At 58.4% G+C, this 24,591-nt stretch carries 26 protein-coding genes; 10 read left to right on the forward strand and 16 right to left on the reverse strand.

Annotation, left to right across the window (positions count from 1 at the left end):
- Nucleotides 1-46: 46 nt before the first annotated feature.
- The gene (locus tag ACN1C3_RS06735) at nt 47-1,333 is read right to left on the reverse strand and encodes an MFS transporter (protein WP_419115029.1); all 1,287 of its coding nucleotides are present in this window, start codon (nt 1,331-1,333) and stop codon (nt 47-49) included.
- A 143-nt stretch (nt 1,334-1,476) separates the two neighbouring features.
- Here ACN1C3_RS06735 and ACN1C3_RS06740 point away from each other — a divergent pair, with 143 nt between their 5' ends.
- Entirely contained in the window at nt 1,477-2,391 is a 915-nt protein-coding gene (locus ACN1C3_RS06740) for a LysR family transcriptional regulator (RefSeq protein ID WP_419115030.1), read from the forward strand.
- A gap of 33 nt (nt 2,392-2,424) precedes the next feature.
- On the opposite strand, the gene ACN1C3_RS06745 is transcribed toward ACN1C3_RS06740, so the two are convergent.
- Genes ACN1C3_RS06745 through ACN1C3_RS06755 form a run of 3 tightly spaced genes read right to left on the reverse strand, consistent with a single transcriptional unit; the run spans nt 2,425 to nt 4,288 of the window.
- Nucleotides 2,425-2,967 (reverse strand): DUF2937 family protein, encoded by a 543-nt coding sequence (locus tag ACN1C3_RS06745; RefSeq protein WP_419115031.1) that lies wholly within the window; start codon nt 2,965-2,967, stop codon nt 2,425-2,427.
- Nucleotides 2,968-2,978: 11 nt separating this feature from the next.
- Nucleotides 2,979-3,755: a class II glutamine amidotransferase gene (locus ACN1C3_RS06750; protein WP_419115032.1), complete on the reverse strand. Its 777-nt coding sequence runs from the start codon at nt 3,753-3,755 to the stop codon at nt 2,979-2,981.
- 32 nt (nt 3,756-3,787) lie between these two features.
- Complete coding sequence (locus ACN1C3_RS06755; RefSeq protein ID WP_419115033.1) at nt 3,788-4,288, reverse strand: MFS transporter; 501 nt, start codon at nt 4,286-4,288, stop codon at nt 3,788-3,790.
- 101 nt (nt 4,289-4,389) lie between these two features.
- On the opposite strand from ACN1C3_RS06755, the gene ACN1C3_RS06760 reads away from it, so the two are divergent.
- Entirely contained in the window at nt 4,390-6,459 is a 2,070-nt protein-coding gene (locus ACN1C3_RS06760; protein WP_419115034.1) for a S9 family peptidase, read from the forward strand.
- A gap of 100 nt (nt 6,460-6,559) precedes the next feature.
- Nucleotides 6,560-7,033 (forward strand): cyclic nucleotide-binding domain-containing protein, encoded by a 474-nt coding sequence (locus ACN1C3_RS06765; protein WP_419115035.1) that lies wholly within the window; start codon nt 6,560-6,562, stop codon nt 7,031-7,033.
- On the opposite strand, the gene ACN1C3_RS06770 is transcribed toward ACN1C3_RS06765, so the two are convergent.
- A complete protein-coding gene (locus ACN1C3_RS06770) occupies nt 7,030-7,320 on the reverse strand; it encodes a hypothetical protein (protein WP_419115036.1) in 291 nt (96 codons plus the stop codon). The genes ACN1C3_RS06765 and ACN1C3_RS06770 overlap by 4 nt on opposite strands.
- 98 nt (nt 7,321-7,418) lie before the next feature.
- Here ACN1C3_RS06770 and ACN1C3_RS06775 point away from each other — a divergent pair, with 98 nt between their 5' ends.
- The 4 genes from ACN1C3_RS06775 (at nt 7,419) to ACN1C3_RS06790 (ending at nt 9,665) form a co-directional block, all read left to right on the forward strand.
- On the forward strand, nt 7,419-8,105 hold the full coding sequence (locus ACN1C3_RS06775) for a spermidine synthase (protein WP_419115037.1): 687 nt from the start codon (nt 7,419-7,421) through the stop codon (nt 8,103-8,105).
- Between the two features lie 48 nt (nt 8,106-8,153).
- Entirely contained in the window at nt 8,154-8,528 is a 375-nt protein-coding gene (locus tag ACN1C3_RS06780; protein WP_419115038.1) for a YajD family HNH nuclease, read from the forward strand.
- Nucleotides 8,529-8,737: 209 nt separating this feature from the next.
- Nucleotides 8,738-9,205 carry an RNA methyltransferase gene (locus tag ACN1C3_RS06785; RefSeq protein ID WP_419115039.1) on the forward strand — a complete coding sequence of 156 codons (468 nt, stop codon included), beginning with the start codon at nt 8,738-8,740 and terminating at the stop codon, nt 9,203-9,205.
- A gap of 82 nt (nt 9,206-9,287) precedes the next feature.
- Nucleotides 9,288-9,665 carry a DUF2892 domain-containing protein gene (locus tag ACN1C3_RS06790; protein ID WP_419115040.1) on the forward strand — a complete coding sequence of 126 codons (378 nt, stop codon included), beginning with the start codon at nt 9,288-9,290 and terminating at the stop codon, nt 9,663-9,665.
- 144 nt (nt 9,666-9,809) lie between these two features.
- Here ACN1C3_RS06790 and ACN1C3_RS06795 read toward each other — a convergent pair whose 3' ends face one another.
- Nucleotides 9,810-11,048, reverse strand: a complete 1,239-nt coding sequence (locus ACN1C3_RS06795; RefSeq protein WP_419115041.1) for a hypothetical protein — start codon at nt 11,046-11,048, stop codon at nt 9,810-9,812.
- 48 nt (nt 11,049-11,096) lie between these two features.
- Nucleotides 11,097-11,546 carry a YcgN family cysteine cluster protein gene (locus ACN1C3_RS06800; protein ID WP_419115042.1) on the reverse strand — a complete coding sequence of 150 codons (450 nt, stop codon included), beginning with the start codon at nt 11,544-11,546 and terminating at the stop codon, nt 11,097-11,099.
- Between the two features lie 276 nt (nt 11,547-11,822).
- Here ACN1C3_RS06800 and ACN1C3_RS06805 point away from each other — a divergent pair, with 276 nt between their 5' ends.
- Complete coding sequence (locus ACN1C3_RS06805; RefSeq protein WP_419115043.1) at nt 11,823-12,416, forward strand: nitroreductase family protein; 594 nt, start codon at nt 11,823-11,825, stop codon at nt 12,414-12,416.
- 116 nt (nt 12,417-12,532) lie between these two features.
- Here the strand turns inward: ACN1C3_RS06805 and ACN1C3_RS06810 are convergent, their stop codons facing one another.
- The 6 genes from ACN1C3_RS06810 to ACN1C3_RS06835 form a co-directional block, all read right to left on the reverse strand.
- Nucleotides 12,533-13,465 carry a D-2-hydroxyacid dehydrogenase gene (locus ACN1C3_RS06810; protein WP_419115044.1) on the reverse strand — a complete coding sequence of 311 codons (933 nt, stop codon included), beginning with the start codon at nt 13,463-13,465 and terminating at the stop codon, nt 12,533-12,535.
- A 126-nt stretch (nt 13,466-13,591) separates the two neighbouring features.
- The gene (locus tag ACN1C3_RS06815) at nt 13,592-13,885 is read right to left on the reverse strand and encodes a YcgL domain-containing protein (RefSeq protein ID WP_419115045.1); all 294 of its coding nucleotides are present in this window, start codon (nt 13,883-13,885) and stop codon (nt 13,592-13,594) included.
- Nucleotides 13,882-15,015: a ribonuclease D gene (gene rnd, locus ACN1C3_RS06820; RefSeq protein WP_419115046.1), complete on the reverse strand. Its 1,134-nt coding sequence runs from the start codon at nt 15,013-15,015 to the stop codon at nt 13,882-13,884. The genes ACN1C3_RS06815 and rnd overlap by 4 nt, the downstream gene beginning before the upstream one ends.
- Nucleotides 15,016-15,163: 148 nt before the next feature.
- A complete protein-coding gene (locus tag ACN1C3_RS06825) occupies nt 15,164-15,850 on the reverse strand; it encodes a class I SAM-dependent methyltransferase (RefSeq protein WP_419115047.1) in 687 nt (228 codons plus the stop codon).
- Nucleotides 15,851-15,934: 84 nt separating this feature from the next.
- Nucleotides 15,935-17,584 carry a phosphoethanolamine transferase gene (locus ACN1C3_RS06830; RefSeq protein WP_419115048.1) on the reverse strand — a complete coding sequence of 550 codons (1,650 nt, stop codon included), beginning with the start codon at nt 17,582-17,584 and terminating at the stop codon, nt 15,935-15,937.
- A gap of 165 nt (nt 17,585-17,749) precedes the next feature.
- A complete protein-coding gene (locus ACN1C3_RS06835) occupies nt 17,750-19,132 on the reverse strand; it encodes a glutamine synthetase family protein (RefSeq protein WP_419115049.1) in 1,383 nt (460 codons plus the stop codon).
- Between the two features lie 538 nt (nt 19,133-19,670).
- On the opposite strand from ACN1C3_RS06835, the gene ACN1C3_RS06840 reads away from it, so the two are divergent.
- Both ACN1C3_RS06840 and ACN1C3_RS06845 read left to right on the forward strand, forming a co-directional pair.
- The gene (locus tag ACN1C3_RS06840) at nt 19,671-20,582 is read left to right on the forward strand and encodes a DMT family transporter (RefSeq protein ID WP_419115050.1); all 912 of its coding nucleotides are present in this window, start codon (nt 19,671-19,673) and stop codon (nt 20,580-20,582) included.
- 150 nt (nt 20,583-20,732) lie between these two features.
- Nucleotides 20,733-21,668: a LysR substrate-binding domain-containing protein gene (locus tag ACN1C3_RS06845; protein WP_419115051.1), complete on the forward strand. Its 936-nt coding sequence runs from the start codon at nt 20,733-20,735 to the stop codon at nt 21,666-21,668.
- Nucleotides 21,669-21,686: 18 nt separating this feature from the next.
- Here ACN1C3_RS06845 and ACN1C3_RS06850 read toward each other — a convergent pair whose 3' ends face one another.
- The 3 genes from ACN1C3_RS06850 to ACN1C3_RS06860 form a co-directional block, all read right to left on the reverse strand.
- Entirely contained in the window at nt 21,687-22,052 is a 366-nt protein-coding gene (locus tag ACN1C3_RS06850; protein WP_419115052.1) for a 5-carboxymethyl-2-hydroxymuconate Delta-isomerase, read from the reverse strand.
- A gap of 71 nt (nt 22,053-22,123) precedes the next feature.
- Nucleotides 22,124-23,314 carry a low temperature requirement protein A gene (locus ACN1C3_RS06855; RefSeq protein ID WP_419115053.1) on the reverse strand — a complete coding sequence of 397 codons (1,191 nt, stop codon included), beginning with the start codon at nt 23,312-23,314 and terminating at the stop codon, nt 22,124-22,126.
- A gap of 117 nt (nt 23,315-23,431) precedes the next feature.
- Nucleotides 23,432-24,364 carry a LysR substrate-binding domain-containing protein gene (locus tag ACN1C3_RS06860; protein ID WP_419115054.1) on the reverse strand — a complete coding sequence of 311 codons (933 nt, stop codon included), beginning with the start codon at nt 24,362-24,364 and terminating at the stop codon, nt 23,432-23,434.
- Nucleotides 24,365-24,591 lie beyond the last annotated feature (227 nt).

The following is a 24,591-nucleotide window of genomic DNA, read 5'->3' on the forward strand; positions in this document are numbered from 1 at the left end:
TATTCTTGTGCGGGACCTTTCGTCAGCATCCCGCCGAGGTTATCAGTTACTGCGCTTCGAGTTGCTTGCCGCGGGTTTCCGGCAGACTCAGGGCCGCCAGGATCACCACGCCATAAGAGACTGCCGCAAACGCCCCAATCCCCATGCTCAACGGTACTTTCTGGCTGAGCAGGCCAATCAGCAGCGGAAAGAATGCCGCCAATGCCCGACCGATGTTGTAGCAGAAGCCTTGGCCCGAGCCACGAATCCGCGTCGGGAACAGCTCGGTCAGGAACGCGCCCATGCCGCTGAAAATCCCCGAGGCGAAGAACCCCAGCGGGAAGCCCAGCCAGAGCATCACGTCATTACTGACCTTCAGTTGGGTGTAGAGCAGGACGATGGTGAAGGAGCCGACCGCGAACAAAATAAAATTCTTTTTGCGACCGAGAATGTCGGTCAGATAAGCGCTGATCACATAGCCCACGTAGGAGCCAACAATCACCATCGCCAGATAACCGCCGGTGCCCAGCACACTCAGACCGCGCTCGTTCTTGAGGAAGGTCGGCAGCCACGAGGTGATTGCGTAGTAACCGCCCAGCGCACCAGTGGTCAGCAACGAAGCGCGCAACGTGGTGCTGAGGATGCCCGGAGCGAAGATCTCGTAGAACTTTGCCGGGTTGCTCGGTTCCTGCCGGGCCTTGGCCTCACGGTAGATTTCCGGGTCCTTGACCAGTCGACGGACGAAAATTACGAAGATCGCCGGCACGATGCCCAGCAGGAACAACGCACGCCAGGCATCTTCTGGCGGCAGCCACGAGAACAGCAACGCGTACAAAATCGCCGTCAGCCCCCAACCGAGCGCCCAACCGGATTGCACCATGCCAACCGCCTTGCCGCGATCCTTGGCCCGAATCACTTCACCCATCAGCACCGCGCCGGCGGTCCATTCACCGCCAAAGCCGAAGCCCATCAACGTGCGCGAAATCAGCAGTTGCTCATAGCTTTGGGCGAAGCCACAGAGGAAGGTGAAAAAGGCGAACCACAGAACCGTCAGTTGCAGCGTACGCACCCGGCCAATGCGATCTGAGAGAATCCCGGCGATCCAGCCGCCGATAGCCGAAGCGATCAGGGTGCTGGTGTGCATCAACCCGGCCTGACCGGTGGTGATACCCCACATGGCAATCAGCGTTGGCACGACGAAGCTGAGCATCTGCGTGTCCATGCCGTCCAGGCCATAGCCAATCTTGCAGCTCCAGAACGTCCGGCGTTCTTGCTTATTGATATTACGGTACCAGTCGAAGGGACCGGGGCGGCCTTCGGACTTGGCGACATCGAGGGTGTCGGGCGCACTCATGGCAAAAATCTCCACGCTAATTTTATTGGTATTGTTCTGAGTCCCGACGACGCTTATCGTGGGTTAGGCGCATTCTTCGGCGCAGGCGCCCTGCCCGTCCAACTAATAAAAACCACCCCAAGACATAAGAAAAAGTTGATCCCATGAATCTCAAGTTTCTCGAAACCTTCGTCTGGGTGGCCCGGCTCAAGAGCTTTCGCCTGACCGCGGAAAAACTCTTCACTACCCAGGCATCGATATCCAGCCGTATTGCCGTGCTCGAAGGCGAGCTGGGGGTGAAGCTGTTTCTGCGTGATTCGCGGGGTGTGAGTCTGACGCCGGAAGGCTTGAAGGTGCTCGACTACGCCGAGCAGATGATGGACACCATGCAGGCGCTCAAGCACTCGATCGAGACCAGTTCAAGCAAGGTCGGGCGGATTCGTATCGGTGTGATGGACACCGTGATCCATACCTGGCTGAGTCCGCTGGTGGCGGAAATGACGGACGCCTACCCCTTGGTAGAAATCGAACTGGTCGCCGATACCTCACTCAACCTCTGCGATCAGCTGCAAAAAGGCTTCCTCGATATGGTGCTGCAAACCGATCTGCTGCGCCAGGAAACCATCCGCAGCCTGGAGCTGGCGAGTCACCCCATCGGCTGGATCGCCGCCACTAATTCGATCTACAACCGCGAATACTCAGGCGTCACCGACCTTGCCCGCGAGCGGATCATCACCTACTCGAAAAACTCTCATCCCCATCAGGACGTGCTCAGCCTGATGCAAGCCAACGGCGTGATCGCGCCGCGACTTAACTGCGTGAATTCGGTGTCGGCGATCACCCGTTTGCTGCGCGACGGGTTCGGGATTGGCGCGTTGCCACCGGTGCTGGTCGCTGAGGAGTTGGCGCGAGGTGAACTGACCTTGCTGGCGATCGAACAACGCCCGCCGAATCTGCAAGTGGTGGTGTCGTGGCGGGTCGGGGTGGAGTTGGTCGAAGAGATTGTGGTGTTGTGTCAGAAGGTCTTGCGCAGCTATGCACAGAAGGTGGGTGAGGGATATATCGTGTTAGCGAGTTAGTCGATCGTTCCCACGCGTGTGGGAACGATCATTTTACAAACCCTTCAAATCCCGTTCTTCAATCGGCCGGCTCTGGCGCAGGCGTTTGCCGCCGAGCACCACCCAGTCGATCAGGCGAAACAGGCATTCCAGACCGAACGACAGCAGCAGCGCGCCGCCCATGCCCCAGCCCATGGCTTCGGGTGTCAGCAGGATCTGGTAGCTGTAGCCGTTCCAGGTTTCCTTGCGAATATCCGGGTCGGCGGCCAACGCCACTTGCAACGCGCGGATGTACCACGGGCCTTGCATGGCCTGGAATTGCTTATCGAGTGCCAGTTGGCGAGTGAGTAAGGTACTCAGACTGTCGGCATCGCTGCGAAATACCGGGTCCTCGCTGGCGCGGTAATGGGCGACCAACGCCTGCAAGTCGCCCTTGAAGAACTGTTGGGCCGTGCCCTGAAAGCCCTGAAGACCGGTCTGCGCCTCGATCAAGTGGGCTTCGACGCGCTTGGCGTAGTCGCTGATAAACCCCGGCACTTGCACGCCGACCAACAGGCCCGCCGCAAACAACACCAGACGCAAATAACTGAGCAGCATAGTGGACGTCCTTATTCGGTCTGACCCTGGCTGATGCATTCACCGCGTCGCCACAGGCTCCATTGGCCCGGGTTGTAGCGGGTCCAGGTCTCGTTTTCGGTCAAGGGCTCGGTGGCAATCACGGTCACCACGTCGTTGGGCGTGGTTTCTGCCTGGAAGTCGACGATCACATCGACATCCTTCAAGCGGGCCGGGCCGAATGGCGCGCGGCGAGTGATCTGCGCAAGCTTGGTCGAGCAATAGCAAAACAACCAGTCGCCATCGCTGAGCAGGCAATTGAACACGCCTTTGCTGCGGTATTCGGCGCAGGCGGCCACCAGGTCCGGCAGCAATTGCTCGACGTCCACTGGTTCAGGGAAGGCTTGGCGGACCCGGTTGAGTAAATCGCAAAACGCCGCTTCGCTGTCGGTATCGCCGATCGGCCGATAGAAACTGGCGACAGGCTGGAAGTCGGCCAATTGGCCGTTATGGGCGAAACACCAGTTTCGGCCCCACAACTCGCGAACAAACGGATGGGTATTGGACAAGCACACCTTGCCGACATTGGCCTGACGGATATGGCCAATCACGACTTCGCTTTTGATCGGATAACGTTGCACCAGCTGCGCCACTTCCGAATCGCAACTCGCCGCAGGATCCTGAAACAACCGCAAGCCTCGGCCTTCGTAGAACGCAATACCCCAACCGTCGCGGTGCGGACCGGTACGGCCACCGCGCTGCATCAGCCCGGTAAAACTGAACACGATATCGGTCGGTACATTGGCGCTCATGCCCAATAACTCACACATTCTCGGACTCTCGCTTCAATACCGGGGCGGGGTTACAAACGCGGTTCAACTCGCAAACGCTGGGGGTTGCTCGGAACGGGTGGACGGCCATAGCGATCATCACCGCCGGCACCACCGAAAGGTTGATCATCCTCGGGGTCCTGCGCTGACGCCGCTGCTTTCGCGGCAGCGGCCTGTTCCTTGCGAGCCTTGGAGGCGCGCTCGATCGGCCAGCGGATCAACACGAAAACCAGGTAAATGCCGAAGGCGATCATGCTGTACATGAACAAGTCAGAGACCGCACGCCAGACGTTGTTACCGACCTTAAACGCAAGGTCCAGTGCGGTAATGGCCACGGCCGGGGCGAATTTTTCCTTTACTGGGTCGATAATGGTCGGACTGAGCAGCAGCACCGCCATCAGTAAACGCAATGGCTCGCGCAGCCAGCGCCACATCCAGCGGGTCATGCGCACCCACACCAATAGGCAGCCTAAAGCGGCGAAGGCGTAAAAGCCCCAGGCGATCAGATAGTCGTTCTCGGTCATGGTGTCCATGGCAAGGCAGGCAAAGAGGCGCTTATGATAACGGCTTTTCGCATGTCAGGCTGCACCGCTGTCCGCGAACCTTTCTTTTGTACAACGTCCGAGAGCCATTCATGCCCCTACCCGCCAACGTTCTCGCAGCTCCCATCGCCCACAAGGCCGACGGCGCTGATCCTTATGCCTGGCTGCAGGACCGCGACAGTACGCCTGTGCTTGACTACCTCAAGGCTGAAAACCGCTATCAGGACGCCCAGCTCGCCGATCAGGCCGAACTGCGCGAAACCCTGTTCAAAGAAATCAAGGCCCGGATTCGCGAAACCGACTTGTCGCTGCCCTCGCCCTGGGGTCCGTACCTGTATTACACCCGCACTACGGCCGGTGATGAATACGCTCGGCACTACCGCTGCCCGCGCCCGGCCGATGACAGCCTGCAGGTCGATGAGCGCCAGGAGCAGCTGCTGCTCGACCCGAACGCGCTGGCCAATGGCGGCTTTTTCTCTCTGGGCGCCTTCAGCATCAGCCCGGACCACCAGCGTCTGGCCTATAGCCTGGACACCAGCGGCGAAGAAACCTACACCCTGTTCGTCAAGGAACTGTCCAACGGCAAACTCAGTGAACTGCCGTTCGAAAACTGCGACGGCAGCATGACCTGGGCCAACGACAGTCTGACGCTGTTCTTCGGCGAGCTGGACGACACCCATCGCCCGCACAAACTGTTCCGCTATCGTCTGGATGGCACGGCGGCAGAAGAGATATTCAATGAGCCGGACGGACGTTTCTTCCTGCATTGCTACCGCTCGAGCTCCGAACGTCAACTGATTCTGTCTCTGGGCAGCAAGACCACCAGCGAAGTCTGGGTGCTCGACGCCACGCAACCGCAGCAACCGTTTACCTGCCTGGCGCCACGGGTCGAAGGCCATGAATATGACGTCGACCACGGCAAGCTCGACGGGCAATGGGCCTGGCTGATTCGCAGCAATCGCGATGGTATTAACTTCGCCTTGTACCAGACCGCCGACAACGGCGTCGTACCGTCCCAGGATGACTGGCAGAATCTGGTCCCCCACAGCGACAGCGTGATGCTCGACGGCATGAGTCTGAACGCCTCGGCGCTGACCCTGAGCCTGCGCGAAGGTGGCTTGCCGATCATTGAAGTCCGCCCGCAAAATCTGCCCGCCTACCGTGTGCAACTGCCCGACGCGGCCTACAGCCTGCATGTGCAAAACAGCCTGGAGTTCGCCAGCGACAAGATCCGCCTGCGCTACGAAGCCTTGAATCGTCCAGCCCAGATTCGCCAGCTTGAGCTTGGGAGTGGCGAACAGAAAGTCCTCAAGGAAACCCCGGTGCTCGGCCCGTTCGATCCCGATGCCTATGTCAGCCAGCGCCTCTGGGCCACCGCTGCCGATGGCACCCAGGTACCGATCAGTCTGGTGGTCAAGCGCGAAACCTTGCTCGAAAACCAAGAGCGTAAACCAACGCCGCTCTACCTCTACGGTTACGGCGCCTACGGTGAAAGCCTCGATCCGTGGTTTTCCCATGCGCGCCTGAGCTTGCTGGATCGTGGCGTCGCCTTCGCCATCGCCCACGTGCGCGGCGGCGGTGAGCTGGGCGAAGCCTGGTACCGCGCCGGCAAGCAGGAACACAAACACAACACCTTCAGCGACTTCATCGCCTGTGCCGAACACCTGATCGCCAACGGTTTTACCACCTCATCGCAACTGGCGATCAGCGGTGGCAGCGCCGGCGGTTTGTTGATTGGCGCGGTGCTCAATCAGCGTCCGGAGCTGTTCAAGGCAGCGATTGCCGAAGTACCGTTTGTCGACGTGCTGAACACCATGCTCGATCCGGATCTGCCGCTGACCGTCACTGAATACGACGAGTGGGGCAATCCCGAAGAGCCTGAAGTCTATGATCGGATCAAGGCTTACGCGCCTTACGAAAACGTCAGTGCCCAGAGCTATCCGGCAACCCTGGTGATTGCTGGCTACAACGACAGCCGCGTGCAGTACTGGGAAGCCGCCAAATGGGTGGCCAAACTGCGAGCGACCAAGACCGACGATCATCTGCTGCTGCTCAAGACCGAGCTGGGTGCTGGCCACGGCGGCATGAGCGGTCGCTATCAGGGATTGCGTGATGTAGCGCTCGAATACGCATTTGTTTTTAAGGTTTTGGGCATCGCCTGAGGAACTCAGGCCGGCGTCCCGGTCTTAACACTGGGCCGCCGGGCTTTGGCGTTTCATCCAACGCCCGGAACAGCAACAGACACAAAAAGACTATGATGACATGTCAGAACCCACTTTACTGAACAACGAAATCCGCGACTGGCTGATGGACTGTGGCATGTTCGATCAGCTGTTGCCGGCCGATTTCAGCACCGCTGCCGGCTACTTCAGCATCAGCACCATCACTCACGGCGAAGAGATTTTCCATGAGGGCGATGCCGGCAGCTTCATGTGCATCATCCACACAGGCCAGGTGGCGGTGCAGAAGACCAACAACGAAGGTCAGTTGGTGACTATCGCAACCCTGCGCAGTGGCCGGGCTTTTGGTGAGATGGCGGTACTCGACGGCGAACGGCGCTCGGCCAGTTGTATCGCTGCCAGTCATTGCCAATTGCTCAACCTGGGCAAGGATTCGCTGGAAAAGATGCTCAACGAGGCGCCGAAAATCGCCGCCAAGATCATCCGCGCAATCGCCATCGCGCTGTCTAAACGACTGCGCATGGCCGATGGACAACTGCTTTCGCAGCAGGTTTAACCGCCGGGGGTCTTGGCTTTTTGCTGACTTTGTTCCAATCCTGGCAAGGTCTGATCCTTGGGCGGATTGGGCATTTCAATCGGTGGCAACAAGGGGGATCCCCCGCTCCCGCCGCCAGCCTTGGGCACATTCCTTGGTGTGATCTGCGGATACGGCGTGGGCGTCGCGGTGCCCGGTGAACCCGAGACAGGCTCTGGAAAAACGGGGACAGATTGCAGCTCTTGTGCCTGCGCTGCACTTATCGAGAGCGCGGCCAACACAATGGCCGTTAGAATGGTGCGCTTCATCAATGGCTCCGTTGCCCTTTTTGCTGATCTTCAGGCTACTCCCAACCGCTCAAGTTTGCCCTTCTCAATGCCAGTTTTCCCACCCTAATGAGAGTCCCATGAAACGTTTCGTTCTGCTCGACACCACCCCGATCCCCGATAACGGCGGTGCCTTGTGCCTGTTCGAATACGGTGAGGATTTCGTCATCAAGATCCAGGGCGGTGACGGCGGGCAGTTGATGAACACTCGCATGCACGGATCCGAAGATGCCCTGGCGGAGATTCCCTGCCGCAAGGTGGCGGGTCGTCCTGGCTCTCGCGTATTGATCGGTGGTCTGGGTATGGGCTTCACCCTTGCCGCGGCCCTCAAACACTTGGGCAAGACCGCCGAAGTGGTGGTCGCGGAACTGGTGCCCGGCGTGGTTGAGTGGAATCGCGGACCGCTGGGGGAAAAATCCGGCCGGCCGCTGCTCGACCCGCGCACAGTGATCCGTATGGAAGACGTGGCCAAGGTGCTGCAAGCCGAGCCGCAAGGTTTCGACGCGATCATGCTCGACGTCGACAACGGTCCCGAAGGCCTGACCCAGAAGGCCAATAGCTGGCTGTATTCCTCTGGCGGCTTAAGTGCCTGCGCCAAGGCCTTGCGCCCCAAAGGCGTGCTGGCGGTATGGTCGGCCAGTGCTGACCGGCAGTTCTCCGACAAACTGCGCAAGGCCGGCTTCAAGGCCGAGGAAGTGCAAGTCTTCGCCCACGGCAACAAAGGCACGCGGCACACCATCTGGATTGCCGAGAAGCTCAAGGCCTGAGCTAAACTAGGTTCATAACCGTCATTCGTCTTTTACAAAGGTGAACCCATGAGTTCGTCAACACCTCCGTCCAACACGGCCAAACTGGACCGCATCCTCGCCGACGCTCAGCGCGACCGCGAGATGGGTTACCGCGACAAAGCCCTGAAGATGTACCCGCACGTGTGCGGGCGTTGCGCCCGTGAGTTTTCCGGCAAGCGCCTGAGCGAGCTGACCGTGCACCACCGCGACCACAACCACGACAACAACCCGCAAGACGGTTCCAACTGGGAGCTGCTCTGCCTGTACTGCCACGACAACGAGCACTCGCGCTACACCGACCAACAGTACTTCGGCGAAGGCTCCACCAGCTCGCCGAAAATCGCCAAGGCCACTCACAATCCGTTCGCCGCTCTGGCGGGGTTAATGAAGAAAGACGACTGAGAATCTTCGGTGCCTGTGCGGGCCTCATCGCGAGCAAGCCCGCTCCCACACTTGATCTGCAGCGGCCACAAATAGTGTGTTCACCAGAGGACTAGTGTGGGAGCGGGCTTGCTCGCGATAGCAATTGACCAGACGACACGCCTCTTCAAACTGACCGCCCTTCGAGCAATCCCCGTATAATCGCGGTTTTTCTCGAAGGCACCCGGCTCGTGGCAAACAAACGGTACAGCTGCATTGGTTTGTATAACCCTAAATCACCGGAGAACGTCGGTTCGGTGATGCGCGCCGCTGGCTGTTATGGCGTGGCGTCAGTGTTCTACACCGGCAAACGGTATGAACGCGCCCGCGACTTTGTCACCGACACCAAGAAAGTCCATCAGGACATTCCGTTGATCGGCATCGAAGACCTGAAAAAAATCCTCCCTCTAGGTTGCGTCCCGGTCGCTGTCGAACTGGTCGAAGGCGCTCGCTCACTGCCGGAATACACCCACCCGGATCGCGCGCTGTACATCTTCGGCCCGGAAGACGGCTCGCTGGATAAAGACATTCGCGACTGGTGTGAGGACGTGGTGTACATCCCGACAACCGGTTGCATGAACCTCGCCGCGACCGTCAACGTGGTGCTTTATGACCGCATGGCGAAAGGCAATAACACACGCTCCGGCCCGAAGTTCTAGTTTGTAAATATAGAAAACGGACGGAACAAGCGACGCGCGCGCGCAGTCAGCTTTATATCAATCACCCTTCTGGAGACAGGTCATGAGCGACAGCAAAATCGTACAGCGCATCGAATCCACCCCGTTCCAGACTCAGCCGACGCAAAACGTCCAGGGCTGGGAGCGCATTGGCTCGCTGGCCGGTGGCGTGGTAATGATGGGCAAAGGTCTGCGCCGTGGCGGCGTTTTCGGTCTGGTTCAGGTGGCGATTGGCGGTGTGGCCCTGGCCCGTGGCATCACCGGCCACAGTTCGGTGAAAGACCTGCTGGAAAAAAGCCGTCAGGACATGAACAGCATGCGTTCGAAAATCGAACGGGCCGCAGAAGAGTTGAGCCGTTTGAAAGCCAATGCCGAAGCAGCGAACCGTGCTGCGAAAGTGGCGGGTAATGATTCGGTGAAATCGCCTAAAGCCGGGGTTTGAGGCGACACAGTTGATCAGATGATCGTTCCCACGCTCCCGCGTGGGAATGCAGCCCGTGACGCTCCGCGTCACTGCCGAAGCGGACGCGGAGCGTCTAGTGAGGCATTCCCACGCAGAGCGTGGGAACGACCAGCAACTATAGCCTTACTGCAACAACTCGCTATCCAGTACCTTCGACGGCTCGCCGAGGATACTTTCGCTCAGCTGCACAAACTCTTTGGTGCTGATGCTTTCCAGGCGCATCGCCGCGCGCATCACATCATCCAGTGAACGCTTGTTGCGGGTTTTCAGGCGTATTTCGCGGTCCAGTTCCTGCAGCAGCAACACCGCTTTGGCAACCGCCGGTCCGGTGATTTGTTCGCCACGCAGGGTGGTGACGTTGTGGCTGTCCCTGGCCAGTCGGATCTCCAGGCTCTGATAACGCTCGTCACTCATGCCGCCAGCACGGCGCATCAGTTCGATCGCGTAGTACTCGGCAAACCCTTCGCTGATCCAGTCGCTGCGCTGACTGCCTTTGACCCGGCCAAACACCTGAACCAACTCACCTACCAAGGGGCTGCTGCCGCTTTCGCTGACCAGTGGCAAGCGGCTGTGCAGGTAAATCGAGTCCCGGCCGGCCACGCTGCCGCGCCACATCGGGTCGCCAGCACCGACGATCAGCAGTTTGGTCGGGTGACGTGGGAATACGGCCTGCACTTGCGGCCAAACGAAGGTCAGCAGTGTCAGCACGTCCATGCGACGCATGCCTTGGCGTTGCGGGGAGGCGACCGTGACTTCGGTTTCTCCCAGGCGAGTGCGACGACTGCCCAAGGTGCCCGCGAGCATCCAGCCGGTCGGCCGGTCAAACAGGCGCGAAACGTTGTCGACCCGAAAGCGGTTCTTGCCGATTCGCGGCCAAGCGGTTTCAACGCTTTTCCAGCCAGTCGGCAATTCAAATTCCAGACGCGACACCAGCTCGATACCGTCTTGCTGATCCAAACGCCCCGCCGGCACCAGGTCTTCGCCGCGCAGCAACGCCCAACTCGGGGTCATGCGCGTTTCGAAAGTGCCACTCTTGCGGGCATGGCTGATACGTACACGGTAGGTAAGGCTGGACTTGCCACTGGCAGGACGCCAAATGCCGCGCTGGCCTTCGGAAGTTTTGGGCACCGCAGATTGCCACTGACCATCGGCCTTGAAATCGCTGTAATCACCGCGATTGCCCAGATCGAAGTCGAGACTGCGCACCGCTGCACCGTCGGCCAGTGTCAGCCGCACTTCGGCCTCATCGCTCTGCGGCAACAGACGCACGTGGTAATCCAGATTGACTTTCTTCGCCGCCCACAGCGGCGAACTCAGCGCCAACAGCAGAAAAGCTAACGGCAGTCTTGATCCCACAGCCATACACACTCCCCGGTGAATCAACGTTGAAGCGCCTAATCCACTCGGCTCTCAACCCGCACGGAAGATCAGGTGATCTTCCCAATCTTCTTCGGCCACGCTGCCTTCGGCGAGCATGCGCCCGGATTGAGAAATCCGCTCGTGGTGAACCGCATCGCGATCACCGCAAACCAGATGGTGCCAGAGCGGCAAGTCCTTGCCCTCGCTGACCAAACGATACCCGCAGGTCGGCGGCAGCCATTTAAACTGGTCAGCCTTGCCCGGCGTGAGCTGAATGCAATCGGGCACCGAGTCGCGACGATTGGTGTAATCAGTGCACTGGCAGGTTTTCAGGTCCAGCAGTTTGCAGGCGATTCGCGTGTAATAGACGCTGTTGTCTTCCTCGTCTTCGAGCTTTTGCAGGCAGCACAGGCCACAGCCGTCGCACAACGACTCCCACTCCTCTTGATCGAGTTGTTCGAGGGTTTTGCGTATCCAGAAAGGTTCGACTTTGGCGGCCATGGTTCAAGCATCAGTATCAGGCAGTGAAAAGGCCGCCAGTCTAGTGTGCAAGGGCTCTGGGGCCAAGCGCTTGCGACTGCCGGTAGAACAGGACTTGTCAGTTCTTGCGCCGCGAAGTAGCTTTGCGAGTTGCAAGGAGCCATGCCGAAGTGCCATTAACGCTCAACTGCGTTGCATTCAGGTGAACTGCCACGGCTCAGAAAACCACATCTGCTCAGCTAACTGCGCCCGTCGGTTTTTCAACCTTTCATTCTCAAACGTAGCCAGGAACTCTTCATGAGCGCTAATCCCCGCATTGCCAAATACGCGATCCACCCACAGTTCACCGACCGCTGGTCTCCCCGCGCCTTCACTGGCGAAAGCATCCCGCAAGAAACCTTGCTGAGCTTTTTCGAAGCCGCGCGCTGGGCACCTTCGGCCTACAACTCGCAGCCTTGGCGTTTTCTCTACGCGCGTCGTGATACGCCGAACTGGGAGCGCTATCTGGGACTGCTCAATGAGTTCAACCGCAGCTGGGCACAACACGCCTCGGCGCTGGTGATCGTGATGTCGAAAACCACCTTCACGGCACCAGGCGCCGAAGAAGAAACCCCGGCACTGTGGCACACCTTCGACACCGGCTCGGCCTGGGGCCATCTGGCGCTGCAAGCCAGCATTAGCGGCTGGCACACCCACGGTATGGCCGGTTTCGATCAGGAACTGACCCGCAAGGAGCTGAATATTCCTGAAGGCTACGCGCTGCACGCCGCCGTGGCGATCGGCAAGCTGGGAGACAAAGCGACCCTGGCCGAGTACCTGCAAGCCCGGGAAACCCCAAGCCCGCGCCGCCCGCTGAGCGAGTTGGCGGCTGAGGGTGATTTCAGCCTGTAAAAGCATTCGCGGGCAAGCGAACGTCGCCCGGCCCTTCCCACAGGTTATGCGCAATCCTTGTGGGAGCGGGCTTGCCCGCGAAAGGGTCAACCGATTTTCAAACTTTACCGCGGGAATCAATATCCCCGCGAGAAATCCACTTCGCCGCGCAACGCTGCACCGGCCTGATACGCCAGCAGATTCTCGATAAACAACTGCACCATCATCGGCGGTGACGTAGGCGCCGAACTGTGGCCCGTCAGCAGCAAACCCCAAGCCGTCCAGAACGGGTGACGTTGCGGCAAGGGCTCCTGACGGCAGACGTCGATCACCGCCCCCGCCAGATGCCCTTCCTTCAACGCTTCGACCAGATCCGCATCGACCACTGCCACACCGCGTCCAACGTTGATGAACAACCCGGTCGGTTTGAATTTCTTGAACAGCGCCGCGTCGTACAAATCATGGGTATTGGATGTATTGGGCAGCAGGTTGACCACGTAATCGACCTCTCCCACCAGACGCCCTAAATCCTCCAGCCCGGCGACTTCGATAAACGGCGCCTGCTCACGCGCCTGGCTGGCGATGCCGTACAACTCGACACCAAACGGCAACAGGAACTGCGCAACGCTCTGGCCGATGTCACCGGTGCCGACGATCAACACCTTGCGTCCGGCCAGGCTCTGGCCCAAGCGGTTGTCCCACTTGCGCTCGACCTGACTGACTAGCCGCGCCAGTACTTCGCGTTCGTGGCCGAGCATGTAGGTCAGTACGTACTCGGCCATGACCTGACCGAAAATACCCACGGCCCGGGTCAGGCGGTAATGCCGAGGCAAACCTTCGGCGAGCAACGGCGTGATCCCGGCCCAGGTGGATTGCAACCACTGCGGTTCGTGCCCCTGACGCAGCAAAGTCGCCAGCAGGTCCGGCTGACCAAGCCAGATCGGGCAATCCGCGGCAAAGCTCGCCAGTTCAGCGGAGTCGCCGCTGGTGAGCACTTCCAGGTCAGGAGCGGCCTGACGCAACAATTGAGCGTAAAGAGCGTGGTCGTGCTCAGCAATTAGAACGCGCATGGTTCAAACCTTTCAAAAACAGTGCAGGTGGTCGTCGACGGAGTCTTCCCCATCGTTAACGGCCACCGCCAGATTATTCAGTTCCAATTGTAAGAGTGCTCTGGACAGAGCACCCGGATCAGTCCGTCAGAGCGGATCATTACGTCGTAGCAGTTCTTCGGGCAAATGTTCGATGTATTCGTCTTCGGCCGGCGGCATTTGCAGGTGATAGCCCTGCTTCTCGAGGTTCTCCAGCACCACGTTAATGTCCTCGCGAGACAACTTGCGCTCCGGGCTGAGTACCAGATCGAAGGCGTGGTGCGGTTTACCGAAGGCCAATAGCAGCGGTTCCGGGACGCGCTCCAGTGCATCGCTTTTCAGCACATAGAGGTACATCTCGTTTTTCTTCAGGCTTCGGTAGATGGAACAAATACGTTTCAAGGCTGTTCTCCGGCGGTGGCCAGGCTGTCTAGCAACGCCTGGCCCATCAATTCGCGGCGCCAACCACGCAATGAATCAGGCAATTGGTAAGGACCCTCGGGGAAGCCGCTTTTGAGCAGGGCTTCCAGGGTTTTCTTGCGAAGCATTAATTCCGGCGCCATATCCAGGCGTTCAGCTTCAGCCTGACCGAGCGCCCGCAAACGCTTGATCAGCGCCGCAGCCTCGACTGGCAATGGCTCAGGCACCGCAGGAGGCCATTGATCTGGCGATACACTGCCAGCCTGCTTGATCAGATCAAGCAGAAACTCGCCGTCCTGACGCACGGTACGCGGGTGCATGTCTTCGATTTTTGCCAGTGCTGCGAGGTTGTCCGGCTGAGTCCGGGCCAATGGCCACAACGCGTGCTCACGGACAATCCGGTTACGCGGCAGGTCGCGGGCACGGGCTTCACGCTCGCGCCAGGCACAGAGTTCACGCAACACCGCTAACTGAGCACGGGAGAGTTTCCAGGCCAGCTTGGCCTCGCGATAGACCTCATACGGATCAACTTCGCGGCGCAGGTTGGCCACAAGCTCAGCACCGTCGTCCAACACCCAGGCGTACTTGTCATCAGACAGTTTCGGACGCAGCCGAATGTAAACCTCAGCCAGATGCAGAGCATCTTCGGCAGCGTAGCTGATTTGGGTCTCGGACAACGGGCGCTGCAGCCAATCCGAGCGCGTCTCGCCCTTGGGCAGATCAATGCCCAGCACTTCCTGGACCAGGCGCGAGTAGCCCATGGAGAAGCCCAGGTTCAGGTAGGCGGCGGCCAATTGCGTATCGAACAACGGCGCTGGCAGGCTGCCAGTCAGACGCAGCAGTACTTCCAGATCTTCGCTGCAGGCGTGTAGGACCTTGATCACCGCCGGATTTTCCAGCAATGCGGCCAGCGGCTGCCAATTGTCGATGGTCAAAGGGTCAATCAGGTAAGCGCGTACGCCATCGCCAATCTGCAGGAGCCCGGCGATCGGATAAAAAGTGTCGACCCGCATGAATTCGGTGTCGAGGGCAACGAATGGCAGCTGCTGCCACTCGGCGCAAAACTGACCGAGGCTATCGTTGTCGCGAATCCAGTGAATATCGATGGCCACACGGCTCTCCCTTGAAGAATGGCGCGCAGTATATATCGCCCCCGGCGATTTCCGAGCATCCAGAGCACAAGAGCTTGAGCGAAAATACCTGCCGGGCTATTCAGAATAGCCTGACAAATCCTGACCAGTGGCCTGTACGGCTAGTTCGTTAGCTCAATTTACGCAGCACGTAGACCCGCGACAGGGCCCATCCAGGCATGAAGTCTCGAGAATCGAGAATCTCAAAACCCGCTTGCCTGAACTCGCCCTCGACCTGCGCTTTACTGACCAGTTGATACTCGGCAACACCCGTCGAGGTCGCCTGGTCAATGTCTAGTCCCTCGCGGCGCCGAACGTTGAAGCCGCTGTCGACTTGCACCGAAATAATCACGGTGTCACGGCTGACACGGTGAAACTCACGCAGCAAAACCAGTCGGTGCTCACTACTGACAACGTGCTGAAACAACCGCATGCAGAAAATGCAGTCCACCGCATTGGCCGAAAGACCAATGGTGAATGCCGAGCCCTGAAAGGTTTTGACTCGCTTTAGCAGACCCGCCGAGTGATGCGTTTGGGCATGGTTGAGCATGTCCTGAGAATTGTCCGTCGCCAGGATTACCCGATTGGCGTGCTCGGCCAGAACCGACCAAAAACGCCCGGCACCGCACGCTACGTCGAGAATCAGCCCCGGCTCGCCCGCCTCTTTGAGCGCGCGACGCACCAACTGCTCATCTCGCCAAAGCGAGAGTCGACGGGCCCACCCGGTCGGCCGTGTCCCCTGGCAAACTCGGGCGTGCTCCTGGTCGTAACGCTTAGCGAACTCAAGCTCGATGGAGGATGGGGGCTGCGATGACATGACTCGCGAACTCTTATGAAGGGATCTACTGGCGACAGGCTAAAGTCTGGCGCGTGAAAAAAAGGTCGAACGGTCGTGAAGATATCAATGAGCAGCCAGAGCCCCATCGGCCCCATTGCCCCGGCAACCGGCGAACATGTCCAGGCTGGCGTTGTAAACACTGCTGTCGACTTTCAACAGGCCGAGCATCGAATGGAACAGATTGTCGTGGCTAAGAGGTTTTTCACGACTCAGTTGCAGACAACCGGCGTCCACCGAGAAAGCCTTCTGATAACTGTCCGAGAACCAGGCCAGCATCGCTACATGCTTCTGCTGCTCCGGCGCCAGCATGTAAGGTGTGCCGTGCAGGTACAGGTTGTATTCACCCAGCGACTCACCGTGATCCGACAGATAGAGCATCGCGGTATCGACTTTGTTTTGATTGCTGCGCAGCAGATCGATCAATGTCGACAACACATGATCGGTGTACACCAGCGTGTTGTCGTAACCGTTAACGATACTGTCGCGACTGCAATTGTTCAGTGCATTGCTTTCACAGACCGGAGTAAAGCGCTCGTACGCTTTGGGGTAACGCTTGAAGTATTCAGGGCCATGACTGCCCATCTGGTGCAGTACCAATACGGTGTCTTTATCAAGGTTGTCGATGAACTGCTGCATACCCTGCAGCAGGATTTCATCGCGGCACTCGCTATCGGCGCACAATACCGGGTCCTGGAGGTTACTCACATCATCGATCGTGACCCGATCACAGGTGCCTTTGCAGCCTGACTGGTTATCTCGCCAGATCACTTCCAGCCCGGCGCGCTTGAGCACATCCAGCAGGCCTTCTTCGTTCTTCGCCTTACTGGCGTCGTAATCCTGGCGACCCATGTTGGAGAACATGCACGGCACCGACACCGCGGTTTCCGTGCCGCAGGAATGCACGTCAGTAAAGGCGATCAGGCCGGCCTCTTTACTGAGTTTGGGTGTGGTATCGCGGTCATAACCCAGAATGCCGAAGTTTTCCGCACGGGCACTCTCGCCCACCACCAGTACCGTCAACGACTTGCGGGCATGTGTCTGCCAGGCCGGATTTTTCTGCGCATCTTCACCGATCTTGAGGAACGGTTGCCGAGCGGACACTACCTGCTCACGCATATAGCCGACCGAGGCACCAATGTAATTGCTCGGCACTATCATCAACCGCAATTCGTGGTGATTGCGAAACAACGAAGACAAGCCTTGGTAGTTGGCCAGAGCCACAACACCAATAACGCCTGCCGAGACGATACCCACCAGCATTTTACTTAATAGTTCACCGTGCCAGCGACGATAGTTAATCGGGGTTTTCCATAACAACCACGACGGCAGTACGCCCAGGAAAACAACATAAGCCAGCCACTTCAGCGACAGTAAGCCACGCACTTCAGTGGCGTTGGTTTCGGCGAAGTTGCGCAACATTCCGGCGTCAATCAAAACACCGTACTGCGCCATGAAGTAAGCAACGCCAGCACTGATTAAAAACATCGTTATCAATACGGGCTTGAGAACAAATCGAAAAGCCAGCAGTGTCAATACGATATTGAATGCACACACAATCATCACGCCAAACGCCACGCGCATGGCAATGCCTTGCCCGTCGGATGGAATAATGTCGAAAAGGTGTTGCCAGAGAACAAAATTGAAGCCAAATAATAAAAATGCGCTGGCTATCAGCGTCACCCACTCAGGGCGCACGGCTTTAACATTCAACATGAGGGTTTGCTTGATCCTTAAAAGAAGTGCCGCCGAAAAAAAGCAAATATTCAGGCCCACGGCAGCACGAACTCTACGCAACTGACCATCAATTTTTCGTGAAAAGGAAGCCTACAAAGCCGGCGAGTGACCATTTGCCAGGCTTTTGCTCAGGATCTCGACGCTTTAGGCCTGGTGCAAATACCAGCGCCAGTCCTGCTCACCCACTTCGCCCATGAACTGACGGTACTCGGCACGCTTCACCGCCAGATACACCCCAAGAAATCCGGCTCCGAATGCGTCGCGAGCCCAGGACGAGCTTTCCAGAGCCCCCAAAGTGGTCAACCAGTCCGTAGGCAGCAGCTCTTTGGCTTGAGCGTAACCATTACCTTCAACCGGCGCACCTGAGTCACGCCGCTCACGAATACCCCGATGAATACCCGCCAGAATCGCTGCTGCTGCCAGATAGGGGTTAGCATCGGCACCGCAGATACGGTGTTCGATATGCCGGGAAAATGCTGGGCCGCCAGGCACGCGCAGGCTCACGGTGCGGTTGTCCACGCCCCAGGTTGCGGCCAGCGGCGCGTAGCTGTTGGCCTGGAAACGCCGGTAAGAGTTGGCGTTCGGGCAGAACATCAGCAGCGAATCAAGCAAGGTGCTGAGCATGCCGCCGACCGCCTGCCTGAGCAGCGGCGTACCGTCGGGCGCTTCGCTGGCAAAGAGGTTATTGCCGTCCTTGTCAGCCAGACTGACATGCATATGCATGCCGGTGCCGGCCAAGTCGTCGAACGGTTTGGCCATGAAACAGGCGGTCATTCCATGCTTGTGCGCCACGCCTTTGACCAGGCGCTTGTAGCGCACCGCCTCATCCATCGCTTGCAAGGCATCGCTGCGGTGCTCAAGGGTGATCTCCACCTGTCCCGGCGCGTATTCGGAAATCGCCGTGCGTGCCGGAATGCCCTGGAGTTTGCAGGCGCTGTAGAGGTCAGCGAGAAACGGCTCAATCTGCTCCAGCTCACGCAAGCCATAGACCTGCGTTGCCAGGGGTCGACCGCCGTCCACATCCCGTGCCGGTTGTGGGCGACCGTTGCTGTCGCGCTGGCGATCAAGCAGATAAAACTCCAGCTCTGCCGCCATCACCGGATAGTAACCATCGGCTTTGAGCCCATCGATCACCTTGGCCAACAGGTGCCGAGGGTCAGCCACCGTCGCCGGCATCCCCTCCTGCGGGTGCATGCTGACCTGCACTGCTGCGGTGGGAATCTGCCGCCAGGGCATACGCTGCAAACTGCCGCTAAGCGGATACGCCCGACAGTCGATATCGCCGACGTCCCAGACCAGTCCGGAGTTTTCCACATCGTCGCCATTGATGGTCAGACCGAGGATGGTGCTCGGCAGAGGCCGGCCGCTTTCATACACCGCCAGCAGTTCATCGCGATGCAGCAACTTGCCCCGTGGGACGCCGTTGTTGTCGAGGATGAACAACTCGAACATCTCGATATCCGGGTTGTGCTCAAGAAAAGTCAGGGCTTCTTGCTGTGAGGCGAAGCGGGTCGTGGCAAAACTCATGGGAACTCTCGTATTTCCGCGTCAGGCAAACGCGCAGGCGTCGCCGGTTCGATCCAGTCCACCGCGTACGGCGAAGTGCGATCCATATGAAGACTTAACGGGAAATACAGGTATCCGGTGGGCGCGCATGGCGACAGTGCCACAGCGCCCAGAAGGCCAGTTCAGAAGGGAGTGCAGACAAGCTCGGCGCGGTGCCAGGCATGATTCGACGACGTGGCTGAAGGCTTGACGCTATAACGCCAGGCGAAGCCTCGTGCTTGATTCCAATCAGCCAAGCATCCATAGAAAAGACCGCAGAAAACAGATGCCGAACAGCGTCACACGGGCAGATAAGCCGTTAAATCCGGATTTGACGGAGTTTGGTTGCAGATTGGTTAAACATTGCAAGCCCGCTAATGGCACGCTTGCGTGCTCACAATTGCCAAGTCCATCTAATTTCCCAATAGCAGCAGCGAGATTTTGATTTGCGGCGCCGACGCATCTCTCTGCCTAATCACACCCATGCCACTCAAGGCTTGGTTATGGAAAACATTCACCAATGAAAACCGTCAGTTTCACCGCCGCAAACATAGGCATGCTGATCTGGGCGTTGTTGATCGCCGCCTCGTTTTTCGCGGCTGCGCAGGTCAGTCAGAGCATCGACCCGATTCTGTTGACCGGTCTACGACTGCTGTTTTCAGCCTTGATGTTTTTGCCGATGCTGCTGTTGAAAGGCACCACGCCCATGACCGCCCGCGGCTTACTCAGCCATGCAATCCTTGGGTTGTTGCTGGCGGTGTATTTCGGTTCGCTGTTCGAAGCCTTGCGCTACACCTCTGCGACCAATACCGGAACGATGTTCACCCTCGTCCCCTTGATGAGCCTGCTGTTCGAAGCATTCCTTCTACCCAATAGTCGCCTGAATAACCGCTTGCTGCCCATGCTGATCGCTGCGGCAGGCGCACTGTTGCTGATTCTCAAAGACACAGGGTCCGGCGAACTGCCGTCGCTCTATGCCCTCCTGGTGTATGGCGTCGGCTGCCTGGCGATGGCCTTTTACTCGCCCCTGAGCCAGCGGCTCAAAGACCATAGCCTCAAAGGTCGCGGCCCGGTGGCCATGACCTTTTGGAACATGCTGTTTGGCTCGCTGTTTCTGTTTGTGTTCTGCCTGTTCAGCGGCGGCTGGCGCACGGGTTCGCAATTGGCGGCCAGTGATGTGTTCTGGCTGATGTACCTGGCGCTGTTTGCCACATTGGCGACTTTCTGGCTGCTGCACCGGGCGATCGGTGTGATTGCTCCGTCCACGGTGATTTCCTACATCTATCTGAGCACGCTGTTTATTACCTTGTTCCATTGGTTCTGGCTCAGGCAGCAACCGCTGCCGATGGAAATCATTGGCGCGCTGCTGGTGGGGATCGGCATGCTGGCACTGGTCGTCTCCAGCCGACGCTCGGAACCTGTAACGGCGTAAGATCAGGCGCTGGTCGTGTGACCTACACTTCGTGTCCCACAGCAGATAATGAAATTTCCCACGAGGCATTCTCCTGGGACTACCGTTCCGCTACCCTTTTATGGATGTGTTGCGCTCAACCAGCGCAAGGCGTTCATAGGGACGGAACTGATGCTGAACAGCAACTTGCTTAGAAAGCTCGACATGCAGGACCTCATGGTGTTTATCGCCGTGTATGAACAAAGCAGCGTCACCGGCGTGTCTGAAACCCTCTGCGTCAGCCAGTCCACCGTCAGCTATTGCCTGAAAAAGCTGCGTACAAGCTTCGAGGACGAGTTGTTTCTCAATACCCGAACGGGTATGCGTGCGACCTACAAAGCCACCACCATGTACGGGCATGTGCTGAAGATTCTTGAAAGCATCAACCTGTGCCATTCCGGTGCTCAAGCCTTCGACCCTACCCAGAATGCCGTCACCTTCAACATTTGCGCGCCAGAATACTTCGAGCTGCTGATACTGCCGCGGCTATTGAGAAACTTCGATTTCGCCGACCTGCCGGTGACCGTCAATGTGCAAAAGCTCGAAACCGATATTCCCGCCGATGAGCTGCGCGACGGCAGTCTCGACCTGGTGATTTGCTTCGGCCCCAACTTTCACCGCACTCACAAAGACTTCAAATCCCAGATGCTGGTTGAAGACGATCTGGTCTGCGTCTTCGATAAACGCGCGACCCCACTGGAACCGCGCTTCAGCCTGCAATCGTTCGTCGAACGTCGTCACGTGTTCCCCACACCCTGGACCTCCGACACCAACATGGTCGACGGCTGGCTGGCCCGGCAGGCACACAAACGGCAGATTGTCGCGCGGTCCAACAGCTACAGTGCGGCACTGAAGATGATCACCGGAACCGACTTCATCCTGACGCTGCCGCGGCGTATTCAAATGCTGCTGGCCAATGACGCGGTGTTCAGTCATTGCGAAGCACCAAACGGCTTGCCCGGATTTACCCTTGACATGCAATGGAACGAAGCCAGCGATCAGGACTGCGCCAATACCTGGCTTCGTGAGCAAGTGGCCAAGGTCTGCGTGGAACAGGGCTTGCGCTGAATCGAAAACCCTTGCCGGTCAGTGGCCGATAGCGGTCTTGGTGTAGGACTCACGGTCAATATCCAAAATCTCCGCGCACAGCTGCACGTCTACATCGGCCGGCCATTCGCACAAGTCCTGCAACACGTCCAACAGGCTTTGCGACAACTGCTTCTTGATCTCGGCCGAGCGCCCACTCAATAGCGCCAGCTTTACATGCACAAAAGCACGCTCGCCCAGGCTGGTACCGACCCGAAATGTCCCCACCTGCACCGCCCGACTCTTGATGTCGAACTCAGCCGCAAATTGCCCGGAAGCTACCAGCGCATGGTTGAGTCGCAACAACGCCTTGTCGGCATCGAGCGCTGGCAGGTTGGGGGTATATTCCATATGCAGGTGAGGCATGTCATTGCTCCTGATCGATTGAAGGAAGGGTCGTACATATAACACAGTGCTATCCCACTGCTGACAGCCTACTAATGCCCGGGTGCTGCCACTGAGTCGCGTAGCGCCAGGCTTTCCCACGCAGCGACCATGATCAGCAGCCCCGTTGTCAGTGCGCCCAGGACCAACGCCGAAAACAGATGATTCAGCGCCGCCGGCAGTAAGGCGAGCAGCAGCGCCAAACCGACCAGATGCGACAGCGGCGGCAGGACGCGATCTGCCATCACCCATTTGAACAGCGCGCAACCGAGCAAAAACAGCCCGGGCCCGGCGATGATCGCGATGATGCCGGCGTCAGTCGCATGGTCCCGGTGCACCAATACCAATTCATCGGCCACCGCACTGACGATAATTCCGGCCACGATCAATGCATGCAGATAGGTGTAGGCAATCCGCGCCTGGCGGCCGGGATCACTAGAGTGAGCAATGCGATGGTGAGCCCGTTCGGCGCCACTGTCGAAATACACCCACCACATCGCCACGCTGCCGAGCACCGCCACCAGAAAGGCCATCAGCCCTTGCAGACTCCAGACCTGTTCGGCGAAGGTCGCACCGGTGACCAGCAGCGACTCACCCAAGGCGATGATCACAAACAACCCACAGCGCTCAGCCATGTGATTGCCTTCCACATTCCAGTCAGTCAGCGTCGAGCGGCCCAGGCCCGGCACCCAGAAATACAACGAAGGCGAGATCAACTCGATCACCAGCGCCAGCGCCCAGCAGGTCAGACGCTGATCACCTTCGAGCACCCCACCGCTGATCCAGAAAACCCCGGAAAGGACCATCCAGGCCAGAATGCGCTGGAAGTTACGAGTCATATTCAACGGCTCGCCACGCACAGCCCAGATCGCAAACAACGTTCGCCCGACCTGCATGAACACATACGCGCCGGCGAACAGCAGACCACGATCAGTGAAAGCCTTGGGAATCGAAGACGACAGCAACAACCCGGCAACCATCAGTGCGAACAAACCAATACGGATCGGAATCCGTTCCGGGTCGAGCCAGTTGGTGACCCAAGAGGTGAAGATCCATACCCACCACACCGCGATCATCATCAACGCGACCTGCACGGCACCACCGATGGAAAGGTGAGCCAGCAAGGAATGCGAGAGTTGAGTGACAGCGAACACGAACACCAGATCGAAAAACAATTCGACCATGCCGACCTTGCCACTGTCGTGGCTGCCGCGCCCACGCAACAGAGAACGGGAGCTGCTCATGGGGTGAACCTCCGGTCGAATTCTGAGGAATATCGCTACACAGCAAAGCAGCGCAGCGTCGAGGCATCAAGCAAACCTGCAGCGCGTTGTCAGGGTTTCAGAGCGGCTTGAGGCTCTCTATATCGGACAAACCGTATCAGACAAACCGTGTTCACTCATAAAGGCTTCCAGTCGCGAACGCAGCCAGCGCTCGGCCGGGTCGCTATCAACGTGGCTCAGCCAGACCATGGACAGGTCCAGCGTCGGCGTCTTGAACGGGAACGGCTCATTGAACAATTGACCTGAAACGGCCATGGCGGCCGCCGCGTAATCCGGTAGGCTGGCGATCATGTCGGTGCCAGCGAGCAATGCCGGCAAGGAGCTGTATTGCGGCACGGACAGGACCACATGGCGCTTGCGGCCGATTTCCGCCAACCATTCATCCGCGAAGCCGCTGACATTGGCCGTGTGAGAAACCAGCACATGCGGCCGTGAGCAGTATTCATCCAGGGTCAGCGGGGCTTCAGAGGCGTCCGCGCGCAACACGCTGGGATAGATATGCCTGAGCAATTTACGTTTGGCGTTGGCTGGCAGGCCTCGGGTCTGGCTAATGCCAACGGTGATGTCGCCGGACGCCAGCAAGTCTGGGATACGCCAATAGTCGACGTGCTGGACGACGAATACCACTTTCGGTGCCTCTTGGCGCAGCGCACGCAATAACGGCGGCAGCAAACCGAACTCGACATCATCGGACAAGCCGATGCGAAAGGTCATGGTGCTGCTGGCGGGGTCAAAATCGTGGGTCAGACTCAGAGCGACCGACAACGAATCCAGTGCCGGTGAGAGGTGCAAAATGATCTCCTCTGCCCTCGCCGTCGGCTCCATTCGATGACCAACCCGGATGAACAGCGGATCGTTGAACATTGTGCGCAAGCGATTGAGCGCAGAACTGATGGTGGGCTGCCCGAGAAACAGCTTCTCTGCCACTCGCGTCACATTGCGCTCCAGCATCAGTGTTTCGAACACGACCATCAGATTGATGTCGGCCTTGCGCAGCTCATTGCGATTCATCTGCCTGACCCCAGTCTCAAAGACGGATCACAGTTTAGGGAGGAGGAAGGACCCGCGTCTATGTACAGAGGCGATAGACCTTGCAGCACGACGGGATTTTTATCGTTGGTGAGACGGGTACGTGATGGGCCGCTATTCACTTTCTGCGTTTAAAAAACTGACGATCACTTCTCGCATCCTACAACCCTTTCCTTTTTTCGGCTCGGCACTAGCGCTGTGGTCGATCG

The sequence above is a fragment of the Pseudomonas sp. H11T01 genome (assembly GCF_048515765.1).
Classification (GTDB): domain Bacteria; phylum Pseudomonadota; class Gammaproteobacteria; order Pseudomonadales; family Pseudomonadaceae; genus Aquipseudomonas.

Coding starts and splice junctions, on each gene's coding strand:
- ACN1C3_RS06735 (WP_419115029.1), bottom strand. CDS start 1,333: ATGAGTGCGCCCGACACCCTCGATGTCGCCAAGTCCGAAGGCCGCCCC.
- ACN1C3_RS06740 (WP_419115030.1), top strand. CDS start 1,477: ATGAATCTCAAGTTTCTCGAAACCTTCGTCTGGGTGGCCCGGCTCAAG.
- ACN1C3_RS06745 (WP_419115031.1), bottom strand. CDS start 2,967: ATGCTGCTCAGTTATTTGCGTCTGGTGTTGTTTGCGGCGGGCCTGTTG.
- ACN1C3_RS06750 (WP_419115032.1), bottom strand. CDS start 3,755: ATGTGTGAGTTATTGGGCATGAGCGCCAATGTACCGACCGATATCGTG.
- ACN1C3_RS06755 (WP_419115033.1), bottom strand. CDS start 4,288: ATGGACACCATGACCGAGAACGACTATCTGATCGCCTGGGGCTTTTAC.
- ACN1C3_RS06760 (WP_419115034.1), top strand. CDS start 4,390: ATGCCCCTACCCGCCAACGTTCTCGCAGCTCCCATCGCCCACAAGGCC.
- ACN1C3_RS06765 (WP_419115035.1), top strand. CDS start 6,560: ATGTCAGAACCCACTTTACTGAACAACGAAATCCGCGACTGGCTGATG.
- ACN1C3_RS06770 (WP_419115036.1), bottom strand. CDS start 7,320: ATGAAGCGCACCATTCTAACGGCCATTGTGTTGGCCGCGCTCTCGATA.
- ACN1C3_RS06775 (WP_419115037.1), top strand. CDS start 7,419: ATGAAACGTTTCGTTCTGCTCGACACCACCCCGATCCCCGATAACGGC.
- ACN1C3_RS06780 (WP_419115038.1), top strand. CDS start 8,154: ATGAGTTCGTCAACACCTCCGTCCAACACGGCCAAACTGGACCGCATC.
- ACN1C3_RS06790 (WP_419115040.1), top strand. CDS start 9,288: ATGAGCGACAGCAAAATCGTACAGCGCATCGAATCCACCCCGTTCCAG.
- ACN1C3_RS06795 (WP_419115041.1), bottom strand. CDS start 11,048: ATGGCTGTGGGATCAAGACTGCCGTTAGCTTTTCTGCTGTTGGCGCTG.
- ACN1C3_RS06800 (WP_419115042.1), bottom strand. CDS start 11,546: ATGGCCGCCAAAGTCGAACCTTTCTGGATACGCAAAACCCTCGAACAA.
- ACN1C3_RS06805 (WP_419115043.1), top strand. CDS start 11,823: ATGAGCGCTAATCCCCGCATTGCCAAATACGCGATCCACCCACAGTTC.
- ACN1C3_RS06810 (WP_419115044.1), bottom strand. CDS start 13,465: ATGCGCGTTCTAATTGCTGAGCACGACCACGCTCTTTACGCTCAATTG.
- ACN1C3_RS06825 (WP_419115047.1), bottom strand. CDS start 15,850: ATGTCATCGCAGCCCCCATCCTCCATCGAGCTTGAGTTCGCTAAGCGT.
- ACN1C3_RS06830 (WP_419115048.1), bottom strand. CDS start 17,584: ATGTTGAATGTTAAAGCCGTGCGCCCTGAGTGGGTGACGCTGATAGCC.
- ACN1C3_RS06835 (WP_419115049.1), bottom strand. CDS start 19,132: ATGAGTTTTGCCACGACCCGCTTCGCCTCACAGCAAGAAGCCCTGACT.
- ACN1C3_RS06840 (WP_419115050.1), top strand. CDS start 19,671: ATGAAAACCGTCAGTTTCACCGCCGCAAACATAGGCATGCTGATCTGG.
- ACN1C3_RS06845 (WP_419115051.1), top strand. CDS start 20,733: ATGCTGAACAGCAACTTGCTTAGAAAGCTCGACATGCAGGACCTCATG.
- ACN1C3_RS06850 (WP_419115052.1), bottom strand. CDS start 22,052: ATGCCTCACCTGCATATGGAATATACCCCCAACCTGCCAGCGCTCGAT.
- ACN1C3_RS06855 (WP_419115053.1), bottom strand. CDS start 23,314: ATGAGCAGCTCCCGTTCTCTGTTGCGTGGGCGCGGCAGCCACGACAGT.
- ACN1C3_RS06860 (WP_419115054.1), bottom strand. CDS start 24,364: ATGAATCGCAATGAGCTGCGCAAGGCCGACATCAATCTGATGGTCGTG.